This window comes from Paenibacillus sp. FSL H7-0331, from assembly GCF_001956045.1.
In genome coordinates this window covers 13,599-25,102 of the sequence record NZ_MRTH01000021.1, presented here as the reverse complement: position 1 = coordinate 25,102, position 11,504 = coordinate 13,599, and the positions used below count along the sequence as shown (strand labels likewise).

The following is an 11,504-nucleotide window of genomic DNA, read 5'->3' as shown; positions in this document are numbered from 1 at the left end:
AACGTTTGAAGGTTAATCTCATTTTTTGTCGAAGATTATAACAAGGGTTAAAATTATGCAGGATATGAATTTGTGATCATTATAGGAGTGGAGCCCCATGCAAATAGCTGTTGTGACTGGAGGAGGACGCGGAATTGGTGCGGCCATTACCGAGAAGCTGGCGTCAGAAAACTTTTTTGTCATTTTAATTGTCAACAAAAGTTTGGACCCGGCCAGAACCATCGTGGACAACATCCGCTCTAATGGGGGACAGGCTGAGATTATACAATGTGATGTTTCTAACGGCCATGATATTAAAGAGACTATGGCTGCGATTCAGGATCAATGGGGGACCACCTCCATCCTTGTTAATAATGCGGGAGTAGGCGGACCCTACCATGCAATAGATCAAGTCAGTGAAGAAGAATGGGATTGGATTATGAACACCAATGTCAAAAGCATGTTTTTATTTTCCAAATATGTGCTGCCCCAGATGAAGGAGCAAGGATACGGAAGGATCATTAACTTATCATCGATCTTCGGTGTATGGGGTGGTGCCAATTCAGCCGTCTATTCTACCAGCAAACACGCCATTCTGGGCCTGACTAAATCGATAGCGGCTGAGTGGGGACCTTATGGAATTACTTGCAATGCCATTAGCCCGGGATATGTAAAAACGGAAATGGGCATTCAGGAGGAACAGGTGACAGATCATCTGGCTCGTGTACTGGAAAGGTCACCCGTGAAAGCAATAGTCGGTACGAAGGATATCGCCGATATGGTTAATTACTTAGCCGGACCGTCCGGATCGATGATCAATGGCGCATCCTTTGTTATTGATGGGGGACTATCCGCTCATGCAGGCATTTAATACTAAAGGAGATTTTCATGAAAACAAAAATTGCATTGGTAACGGGTGGATTACGAGGTATTGGCGAAGCCATTAGTACAGACTTAGCCCAAAATGGATTTATTACATATACAGCAAGCCGCGGAGGCGGTGTACCAACCAGTGACAATCGGTTTCATCTGGAGATGGATTTGCAAGAAGAGGAATCGATTAGCGAAGCCTTTAAGTTCATCGAAGAAAAACACGGCTCACTCGATGTGCTTGTCAACAATGCTGGAGTCATGATCAATAAACCTTTTACTGAATTTGAGAAAAATGATTGGGAGCAAGTTTATCAAACGAACGTGTTTGGACCGATTTCTTGCTTACAGAAATCATTTCCTCTAATGAAGAAAGGCGGAGGGAGAATTATCAATATCTCGTCCATTATGACAAAAAGCCCTCTCCCGAATACATCCCTCTATACCTCGTCTAAACATGCTCTTAATGGATTAGGGGAAGCACTTGGAGAAGAATGGTTCAAAGATCGGGTGATGACGACGAATTTGATTTTGGGAGCTACCTATACCGATTTATGGAAAAACGTTGAAGGTTTTTCACAAGCAGATATGCTGAGTACCGAGGATGTCGCGCGTATGGTTGCTTTTATTGCGAATACACCTTTACATATCCGAATCGACAGAATAGAAATGACCCCGCCTAAAGGCGTACTATAATACCCCGAGTTTAAACGATTCTTTGATGAGGTGGGACACATACATGATTTATTTAAGTAGAAAGTTGCATTTCTCCGCTGCTCACTTCTATCGCGTCTCGACTTGGAGTGAAGAGGAAAATCAAAGAGTTTTTGGATTATGCAGCCATCAAAATGGTCATGGTCATAATTATGTTTTGGAAGTCATGATTAGAGGCAGCCTTGATACCAAGTCTGGTATAGTTGTCAATATTACCGATATTGATAGCGTTACTAAAAAACTTATAGAAGAAGAGTTTGATGGTAAATTTCTAAATCATGAGCATCCCTATTTCCAAAAGCATGTGCCGACAACGGAAAAAATCGTTGAATATTTATGGTATGCACTCGTAGATAAATTTCCGGATTGTGAATTATATAAATTGGTTTTACATGAAAATCATTATTTATCAGCTGAGAAGGGGTTGGACTCCATGGTGTCTATGACTAGAAAATATCATTTTTGTGCTGCACATCGCCTTCATAGTGATTTGTTAAGTGATGAAGAAAATAAACGCATCTTTGGCAAATGTAATAATTTATATGGTCATGGTCACAATTATTATCTTGACGTAACCGTTAAGGGTGAACCTGATGCACATACAGGGATGGTTATGAACCTTTCAGATTTGGATAACGTTGTAAACGATGTCATTATTCAAAAGTTTGACCATAAGCATCTTAATTTGGATGTAGAAGAGCTTAAAGATATGAATCCAACTTCCGATGTATTAGTTATGGTGATTAATGAGTTATTATCCGGGCAGCTTCCTAACTTGTACAAGGTAGGATTATGGGAGACAGAGAAAAATTACTTTGAATGCTTCACGCATGAGATTTAATTGTTAAATCGGATGATTTGGGGAGATGGATTTGACACTAAAAAAGAAGCTGGCAGGTATATTTATCATTGTCGTGAGCGTCATTATGATTTTGAACAATTTATTTCACTTCATCTCAACAAGAGAAAATTTGCAAAAGGACCAAGAGATGCAGATGGATCAGCTGGCCAAACAAATCGGCATATCCATCGAGCAAGCTCAATTTGGATCTCAGTATGTTGAAGATCTGATCGGTGATCAATTGCGTGTAGCTTCTTTAGCCGCGCAGAATGCGCTCAATCCGGACATTGATCAGGTAACGAATGAGGATCTAAAGGTACTTTCCGAAAAAATAGGTGTTTCTTACATTACCCTACTAAAGCAGGAAGGGGATGATATTAAGGGCGTACGCTCCTCTGATCCTAAAGAACGTAATTTAAGCACCAAGGAATGGGGGTATTGGTTTGATGCCTTCAAGGAACTGTTTGCTACCAAGAATGTAACGGTTTCCCAAGGACAGAAGCTTCCCAATTATTGGTCAGGTCCTGTTAATATATCTGCCTCCAATCCGGATCATGTAGATAAGTGGGGGTATTATTACGATGGAACCACCAATTATATCATCAGTCCCTATATGAGGGTTACGGAGATATTAAATGTCTCACAAATTCTTGGGCCGGAATCGACCTTGGAAAAAATCATGAGCAACAATAAGGCCATTTTGGAAATTACGGGTTTTAATCCTAAAGCCTTTGGCCAACCTCCCGTATATACAGAAGTAAACGGGCAAAAGTATATTGATTTGGTCAATAGAGATATACAATTTGGCAAATATACGTTTAAGAATCAGACGGATGTCCAAACGGTCAAGACGGCTTTCGAGACAGGGAAAATGCAAAACGTCATCTCGGTCATTAACGGAAAAAAAGTATTCAAAACCTTTGTGCCGATTGCTACCCCGCTTGCAAGTCCCTATATTGTTGGGATTGTAACCGACTATCGGGTTATCGAGGACATTCTTGATAAAGAAATATTAAACAATATTATCATTTCTCTATTCTCTTTATTATTCGTATCGATTATCGGGTATCTTTTGGCGTGTTACATTGTCAAACCGATCAATCGCATTCTTCACAAGGTGAATGAAGTTGCCGATGGGAATTTTGATGCAAGAATTGCCATTGATCGACATGATGAATTGGGTTTATTATCTGAGCGTGTTAATACGATGTCGATGAATCTGCAGATCAATACTCAAGAATTGGTTAATAAAAATAAAGAAATTGAATTCCATGCGAACTACGATTTCTTGACGGGTTTACCGAATCTTCGTTTATTTAGTGAGACGTTCCAGAACAGGATTGAATCTGCTGCCAAACATGATTCATCGATCGCCATATTATTTATCGATTTGGACCGATTTAAATGGATTAATGATACGTACGGCCATTCTGTAGGGGATTACTTTCTGAAGGAAACCTCCAATCGAATTACCCATACGCTAGAGGCTAATGAACTGGGCTCCCGCATAGGGGGAGATGAATTTATTTTGCTTTTACTGGGCTACAGCCAAGAAACGATTGCAGAGAAGGCCGAACAGATTTCAACGTTGCTTTCCCAACCGCTGCTTTACGAAGGCCAGGAAATATCGGTTACGCCTAGTATTGGCATTAGCTTATTCCCTGAGAATGGGGATAGTGTGGAAACCTTAGTTAAGCATGCTGATATCGCTATGTACCGCGCCAAGGAACAAGGACGCAATAATTATCAGTTTTATGCATGTGAAATGGAAGACGCCATAGTCAGAAGAGCCGTGTTGGAGAACGGTATTAGAAAGGCTCTGGAACGTAATGAGTTTATACTGTATTATCAGCCACAAATTGATTTGGAAACCAAGAAAATCGTTGGGCTAGAGGCGCTGGTCAGATGGATTCATCCCGAGCACGGTCTTATTTCTCCTGTCGAATTTATTCCTATTGCTGAAGAAACAGGATTAATTGTGCCCATTGGAGAATGGATTCTACAGACTGCCTGCGAACAAGCCAAGCTTTGGCAAGTTCAGGGTTTTCCTAAATTAAGGATATCCGTTAATCTGTCAGCTCGACAAGTCCAGCAAAAAAATCTGGTGGAAAAGATCAGCAGCATCCTTAAAACGTCAGAACTGGAGCCCGAGCTGCTTGAACTGGAAATTACAGAAAGCATAGCCATGTACAACGAGGAATATGTGATTAATAAGCTGCTTTCCTTGAAAAAGATAGGAATAAAAATAGCCATAGATGATTTTGGAACCGGCTATTCGTCCCTGAACTATTTAAATAAATTTCCGATTGATACCTTGAAGATAGACAGGTCGTTTGTCAATCAAATAAAAAACACAACGGATAATCAGGAGATTATTACAACCATCATTGTCATGGCGAGGAACCTGAAGTTGAAGGTAATTGCAGAGGGTGTAGAAACCGTCGAGCAATTACGTTTCCTCGAAGAGCAGCAGTGCAATGAGGTCCAAGGTTTCTACTTTAGCAAGCCACTAACCGTTGAAGGCATACAAGCTTTACTTAAACAACCTACATGGGAGGAAAATAATTAAACGATGTTTGGCATTTATCTGCCATGCAAAGCCTTCTTTCTGCGTATTTCTGTTGAAATGTGCAATAGAAGGTTCTTTATTTATTAGAAGTCCGGTGAATAAGTCCCGCTACGCGGCCAAATATCCTTCCAATCGCTGTTGTTTCCGTAATTTTTTTATTTTATAAATGATTTAGCGGTAAAAGTACGGAAACAAAGGCGAGCGCTGACGCTTCTCCAGGATCATTTGGCCGCTCCGCTCATTATTCACCAGACTTTTAGATTGTAGTTATGGCTTTGCAAAACGTATAGGAGGAAGGCTATTATGCATGTCGTCCCAAAAGAGCTATCTCCTGAGCGGGTCTTATTCCGGGGAGATAATCTGTACATCATGGAACAATTAGTAAAGGAAGGCTACAAAGGCAAGTTTGATTTAATTTATTTCGATGGACCCTTTAACTCTGGAATGATCTTCTCTATGCCGAATGATAAGCTTGGGGTCAACTTAATTAATCCATGGGACGAATTAGCAGGTGTGCGTCATTATTTGGATTCACAATTATTTATAAAGGATTATTTAAAGCGAATCCAATTAGCGAGGGAATTGCTCAGTGAAACTGGTTTGTTTGTACTGCAAATTTACCAAAAAGAAGGTCATTACGTAAAAGTGATGCTGGATCAAGAGTTTGGCCGGCACAATTTCCTTGCTGAGATTATCTGGAAAATGGAGAATAACCCACGACCTTTCCATTCACAGTTTGGCTTGTCCCATGAATGCCTGTTTGTTTATAGTCAAACGAATAACTATTTGAAAAAAGATGGACTTCTTGTGCCATCGGTGTGGGACGATATCGGCATTTACGAAACATTGGGTGATGAAAATACGTTCTACCCTTCGCAAAAGCCGGAAAAGCTCATGGAAAGAATTATTGATATGTCGACGAATGAACAGGCATTGATAGGTGATTTTTATTGTGGGAGTGGATCTTTTTTAATTGCCGCTGAGAAGCTGAACCGAAGATGGATAGCCAGCGATAACAGTCAGCTTGCGATCAAGGTAACGAAGGAAAGATTAGCTGGAATCGGAATTGCTGTTGAGGAGCATCTTGTGGTGGATCATTTTGATAATAGCTTAGTCCATGACGATACCTACAATAAACAGTCCAATATCCCATTTTCCTTATTTGAACTCAAGGAGTTACATACGGCTATAGGCGATAAGGTTAAGAGCATCAATGCCATCAAATTTTCCAACGATATCGATTTGTTCACGGACGCATCAATAACTTTCAATTATACGATGCCGCTTATTGATGATAAAGGTATCAGTGAACAAGAGGTTGTACTTGTGCCGCGGCCAAAGCCAAGACTAGGAAATGACGGTATTTACCTTGACGTACAAGATCCGTATATGTGGATTCTGTGCCAAATTCAACATGTTGAATTCGATAAAAATACAAATCAATATTTGTTTGATTGGGACGCCTTACAATTGAGCATTCAACAATTGATTGATTCCATCGGTAACCAATGGATTGATGAAATTCAGCACGGTGCTGAGTATACGGTTATCAAGGATATTTTTGGGAATTACTACAGCATAAAAGCAGTATAAACGTATGCATTAGCAACGATCCCCTTGACCATGATACAATTAGCTTAATGTGATTTGTAGAATCAAAAGGAGGTCAAGCATGGTGTCAAATCCGGACGAAAAGAAATTACATACGTATCAAGATTGGCTGACATGGGACGGAACGTGGGAGCTAATTAATGGAAAAGCCTATAATATGTCTCCGGCCCCTACTTCGCTGCATCAATTTATTGTTGGAGAGCTTCATTTTGCTCTACGGACGTTCTTTCAGAATCGGAGCTGCTATGTGTTTGTAGCTCCATTTGATGTTTTTTTCAGTGAAAACGAAAATTACCAATTACCCGATCAAGTGACTCAACCCGATCTTTCCGTTGTTTGCTCCAAGGATCAAATATCCAAGAAAGGTTGTCAGGGTGCGCCAACCTTGATCATCGAAGTGCTATCGCCATCCACCGCATTGAAGGACTTCAATGAGAAGTTTAACTTATATCAGAAATATGGTGTGCAAGAATATTGGATTATCGATCCTGGAAATCAAACGGTTCATGTGTACACGTTACAGGATGGAAGTTACGCGATACGTAATTTGTATGCGGAGCAGGATACCATCCATTCTTTAGTTTTTCAGGATTTTCAAGTATCCATGAACAGGTTATTCAGTTTGGAATAATTTGCTCAGAAGTCAACTCTCTTTTATTAGGGCTCACAGCTGTGGCTGAGCAATCTCATTGACAAAAAGATCTGAAGGATTAAATCCTCAGATCCTTTTTGTACAGGTCAGGTATTCCTTATACTTTTTCATTGGAAAGGTTAAGAGTTTCCAGCAGCTTGAAGAATAAGCTGAGTAAAATCGTAACTATGGTAGCCAGAGCCATACCTTTGAGCTCAAATTGTCCCCATTTCAGAGTCGCGCCGCTAAGTCCGATAACGAGCACTACTGTTGTTAGTATGAGGTTGATCGGCTTGGAATAGTCGACCTTGGTTTCTACCAGCATTCGGATCCCCGAAGCAGCGATAACTCCAAATAGCAGCAGTGAAACGCCACCCATTACGGGTGTAGGAATGGTCTGGATTAATGCCGAGATTTTACCGACGAAAGACAGGATTATGGCCAGCACCGCAGCCCCTCCGATAACCCAAACGGAATATACACGACTGATCGCCATAACGCCGATGTTTTCGCCATAAGTTGTATTAGGCGTAGAGCCTACCAGGGAGGATAACATCGTAGAAACACCGTTTCCAAGTAATGATTTACTGAGTCCGGGGTCCTTGGATAAATCTTTGCCAACCATGTTTCCGGTTACGATCAAGTGCCCAATATGCTCCGCGATTACGACCAGAGCTGCAGGAGCGATAATCAGGATGCTGGCTAAGTCGAACGTTGGGCTGTAGAAGGTAGGGAGCTTGAACCAATCAGCTGCCGCTACTATTTCTCTGATATGTACCAATCCAAGCACCGCAGCAAGCGCATATCCGGCGATAATGGCAATCAATATCGGAATGACCCTAAAGATGCCGCGGAATAAGACTGAACCCACAGTTCCTACTGCAAAAGTGAAAATCGATACCGTCACGGTGGTCCCGTCCGGCGTCCAGGCTGCAGGGGCACCGCTTGGCGCGATAAAACCAGCCATTCCGGCAGCTGTTGGAACCAGCTCCAGTCCGATAACGGCTACAATGGCACCCATCGCTGCAGGCGGAAACATTACGTCAATCCATCGAGTCCCGACAGCACGGATGAGTAAAGCAACGATGGTAAAAATTAAACCGACAACCAGAAACCCGCCTAATGCCGAGCTATAGCCTTTAGAGCCCAATACAACAAAGACTGGGGACAGGAAGGCGAAGCTTGAGCCCAGGAAGGCAGGAATTTTTCCTTTGGTCATATAAATGTAAAGCAAAGTCCCGATCCCGTTCATCAACAGGATGGTGGCTGGGTCGACCTTAAACAGAATAGGTACGAGCACAGTAGAGCCAAACATAGCAAATAAATGCTGTAAACTTAGCGGAATACTTTCGCCGAGCGGCGGGCGTTCATCAACTTGAATGATGCGTGACACAATTTGACCTCCTTTTATTTAACTTCCCGAACGATATTTTAACATATTTCGATTTGCAGGATACTCTTTTTTTCTACTATTTTCCCTATATATTCGGCAATAAAGCAATGGGAAATATTTTTGTTCGGATTGGAAAAGCCAAAAAACATTAGCTAAAATACGCTAATGTTTTTTGCTCTACGTAAGTTTCGTCAATTTACACATACTTATTTGGCTGCAATATTTGATTTATCTTACAAAAATTTTCTGTTGTGCTTCTTCCCGTCATAGCTGAACAGTACAGGCTTTGCCTCGACAATCGACTCCAGATGTACGGTTTTCCCCCACAGCTGTTGAATATAAGGCATCGTTCTTTCCACATACTTCAGATCCAGCTCCATGCCCTCGTAAGCATGCTTTAAGTATAACTCCCCGTTGCGGTCATAATTTCCATCCTCGACTACGATGTAGGGGAAGCCGCCGTTAACACGGGAATAAATCAACTGATCGCGGATGCTTTCCCACGATTTATCGGTTATTTTCCACTCCGGCCCCTTTTTCTCGAAGACGTACAGATCGAGCTCATCGACCAGCTTCTTGGTCATGTAGTTGCGGACGAACGAAATATCCGAGTCATATTCGCGGACATCGAACATTTTTTGCCGACCTTCGCCACCCTTGCGGCCCAGACGATCACGTTCCTCCTGTGTGGGCTGATCCCATCGTTTCTCGATATCCTCGAACATTTTCAAGCCCAAATAATATGGATTCAAGCTGTGCTGCGAAGGAACCACGACGGATGAATTCAGCTTCGCGTATTCAATGGTTTCTTCTACGCCAAGATCCAGCTCCCGTAAAATCCGCTGATGCCAATACGAAGCCCAGCCTTCGTTCATGATCTTCGTTTCCAGCTGCGGCCAGAAGTACAACATTTCATCTCGAAGCATGGTCATGATGTCGCGCTGCCATGGAGCCATGTACGGTGCATGCTCTTCGATAAACAACACAAGGTCCTTTTCAGGAGCGAGTGGGAACTTGGGCAGCTCTGTGTTCCGCGTTTCTTTCTCCTTGAGAGGCTGATCCAAATTCCACAAATCCTCATAGCCCAGCTTGCGATCGCGATTGTCCGGATCGGAGGATTGCTCCTTGTTCTTGCCGCCGCCGTATCGCCCTGCCTCATAGGGCTTGGAAATAATCGGGTCGACATGCTCCTGAATAGCGAGCACGGCATCGATAAAACGCTCAACCTCATCAGTTCCGTGTTCGACCTCATACTGGCGGATACGCTCAGCGGTTGCAGACATGCTTTCGACCATGTTGCGGTTGGTTTTGGAGAAGCGCATATTGTTTTTGAAAAAATCGCAGTGGGCCAGTACGTGCGCTACAATTAGTTTGTTCTGAATTAAAGAATTGCCATCCAGCAGGAAGGCATAACAAGGATCGGAATTAATGACCAGCTCATAGATTTTACTAAGTCCAAAATCGTACTGCATTTTCATTTTATTAAAGGTTTTTCCAAAGCTCCAATGGCTAAAGCGGGTCGGCATACCATAAGCGCCAAAGGTGTAGATGATGTCCGCGGGACAAATTTCATAGCGCATCGGGTAGAAATCCAATCCGAAGCCAGTGGCAATCTCCGTAATTTCAGCAATAGCCGTCCGAAGATCCTGCATATCCGTACCATTCATTGCACAGCCCTCCCGGCGGAGGCATTAGGGAAAAAGGTGCGCAGCGCTTTATATACCTCATTTTTCTCTTTGATTACATAATGGACGAACTTCGGATTATGAATATTGCGATAGGCAGACATCAGCGTACTGCTGCGATTATATTGATTGACCTCCCCATAGCCGAACAGATTGCACCGTGCTACCAGCTCGCCGATCAATCTTACGCAGCGGTCGTTGTCCGAGGTCAGATTGTCGCCATCTGAGAAGTGGAACGGATATATATTGTAACGGGAAGGTGGGTATCTACGATCGATCATATCCATCGCCAGCTGATAAGCAGATGAGCAAATGGTTCCGCCGCTCTCACCTTTGGTGAAAAATTCCTCTTCAGTTACCTCCTTGGCTTCGGTATGATGAGCAATAAATACAATCTCTACATGCTCATATTTGGTGCGCAAAAAGCGCGTCATCCAAAAAAAGAAGCTGCGCGCCATATATTTTTCAAAGGAGCCCATAGAACCGGACGTATCCATCATCGCGATAATCAGCGCGTTCGATTGCGGTGTCACCTTTTCGTCCCACGTTTTAAAGCGAAGATCGTCGGGATTGATATGGTGAATGCCAGGGTCGCCCGCTGTTGCATTACGCCGCAAGTTTTCCAGGATGGTCCGCTTCTTGTCGATATTGGACATGATCCCTTTTTTGCGGATATCGTTAAAAATCACTTCCTTGGAGGTGAGCACATCCTTTTCCTTCTGTTGTAGGTTGGGAAGCTCCAGTTCATCAAAGAGCATCGATTGTAATTCTTCCATCTCAACTTCCGCATCATAATAGTCATCCCCAGGCTGATCGCCAGCACCTTCACCCTTGCCGGGTCCTTTCGCAGGAGTCGGGTCCACACCTAAGACGTCTCCGACCTGACTATCTCCATCTCCCTGACCGACATGCTTGCTCTTGTTGTAGTTATAACGAAGGCGATACTCGTCGAGACTGCGAATGGGTACTTTGATGATTTGCTTGCCATCGGACATAATGATGCTCTCATCGCTAACCAGATCAGGCAGGTTCTGCTTGATGGCTTCACGTACTTTTTGTTGATGGCGGGTTTGATCCTGATAGCCTTTGCGATGCAGGGACCAATCCTCGCGGGATACGGTAAACAAGGGCTCTGTCATGACGGACACCTCCTGAGGGCTTATCTTTTTGTAAGTTGGCTGGCTGCAAAAGCAATGCAAGCAAAATTGCAA

The 11,504-nt window shown here is 42.9% G+C and carries 9 protein-coding genes; 6 read left to right on the top strand and 3 right to left on the bottom strand.

The window, feature by feature from the left end; translation table 11 throughout:
• Positions 1 to 97: 97 nt before the first annotated feature.
• The 6 genes from BK127_RS26150 to BK127_RS26125 all read left to right on the top strand — a co-directional run bounded on the left by BK127_RS26150 (position 98) and on the right by BK127_RS26125 (position 7,215).
• Entirely contained in the window at positions 98 to 850 is a 753-nt protein-coding gene (locus BK127_RS26150) for an SDR family NAD(P)-dependent oxidoreductase (RefSeq protein WP_076234474.1), read from the top strand.
• Between the two features lie 17 nt (positions 851 to 867).
• Positions 868 to 1,545 (top strand): SDR family oxidoreductase, encoded by a 678-nt coding sequence (locus BK127_RS26145; protein ID WP_076234473.1) that lies wholly within the window; start codon positions 868 to 870, stop codon positions 1,543 to 1,545.
• A gap of 43 nt (positions 1,546 to 1,588) precedes the next feature.
• The gene (locus BK127_RS26140) at positions 1,589 to 2,404 is read left to right on the top strand and encodes a 6-carboxytetrahydropterin synthase (RefSeq protein ID WP_076234472.1); all 816 of its coding nucleotides are present in this window, start codon (positions 1,589 to 1,591) and stop codon (positions 2,402 to 2,404) included.
• 31 nt (positions 2,405 to 2,435) lie between these two features.
• A complete protein-coding gene (locus tag BK127_RS26135; RefSeq protein WP_076234669.1) occupies positions 2,436 to 4,973 on the top strand; it encodes a putative bifunctional diguanylate cyclase/phosphodiesterase in 2,538 nt (845 codons plus the stop codon).
• Positions 4,974 to 5,276: 303 nt separating this feature from the next.
• Positions 5,277 to 6,566 carry a DNA methyltransferase gene (locus BK127_RS26130; protein ID WP_076234471.1) on the top strand — a complete coding sequence of 430 codons (1,290 nt, stop codon included), beginning with the start codon at positions 5,277 to 5,279 and terminating at the stop codon, positions 6,564 to 6,566.
• A 79-nt stretch (positions 6,567 to 6,645) separates the two neighbouring features.
• Entirely contained in the window at positions 6,646 to 7,215 is a 570-nt protein-coding gene (locus BK127_RS26125; protein ID WP_076234470.1) for a Uma2 family endonuclease, read from the top strand.
• Between the two features lie 118 nt (positions 7,216 to 7,333).
• Here BK127_RS26125 and uraA read toward each other — a convergent pair whose 3' ends face one another.
• The 3 genes from uraA to yhbH form a co-directional block, all read right to left on the bottom strand.
• Positions 7,334 to 8,608 carry a uracil permease gene (gene uraA / locus BK127_RS26120; protein ID WP_372237377.1) on the bottom strand — a complete coding sequence of 425 codons (1,275 nt, stop codon included), beginning with the start codon at positions 8,606 to 8,608 and terminating at the stop codon, positions 7,334 to 7,336.
• A 233-nt stretch (positions 8,609 to 8,841) separates the two neighbouring features.
• On the bottom strand, positions 8,842 to 10,275 hold the full coding sequence (locus BK127_RS26115; protein WP_076234468.1) for a SpoVR family protein: 1,434 nt from the start codon (positions 10,273 to 10,275) through the stop codon (positions 8,842 to 8,844).
• Positions 10,272 to 11,432, bottom strand: a complete 1,161-nt coding sequence (gene yhbH / locus BK127_RS26110; protein ID WP_076234467.1) for a sporulation protein YhbH — start codon at positions 11,430 to 11,432, stop codon at positions 10,272 to 10,274. Before yhbH ends, BK127_RS26115 begins: the two co-directional genes overlap by 4 nt.
• Positions 11,433 to 11,504 lie beyond the last annotated feature (72 nt).

Coding starts and splice junctions, on each gene's coding strand:
- BK127_RS26150 (WP_076234474.1), top strand. CDS start 98: ATGCAAATAGCTGTTGTGACTGGAGGAGGACGCGGAATTGGTGCGGCC.
- BK127_RS26145 (WP_076234473.1), top strand. CDS start 868: ATGAAAACAAAAATTGCATTGGTAACGGGTGGATTACGAGGTATTGGC.
- BK127_RS26140 (WP_076234472.1), top strand. CDS start 1,589: ATGATTTATTTAAGTAGAAAGTTGCATTTCTCCGCTGCTCACTTCTAT.
- BK127_RS26130 (WP_076234471.1), top strand. CDS start 5,277: ATGCATGTCGTCCCAAAAGAGCTATCTCCTGAGCGGGTCTTATTCCGG.
- BK127_RS26125 (WP_076234470.1), top strand. CDS start 6,646: ATGGTGTCAAATCCGGACGAAAAGAAATTACATACGTATCAAGATTGG.
- BK127_RS26115 (WP_076234468.1), bottom strand. CDS start 10,275: ATGAATGGTACGGATATGCAGGATCTTCGGACGGCTATTGCTGAAATT.
- yhbH (WP_076234467.1), bottom strand. CDS start 11,432: ATGACAGAGCCCTTGTTTACCGTATCCCGCGAGGATTGGTCCCTGCAT.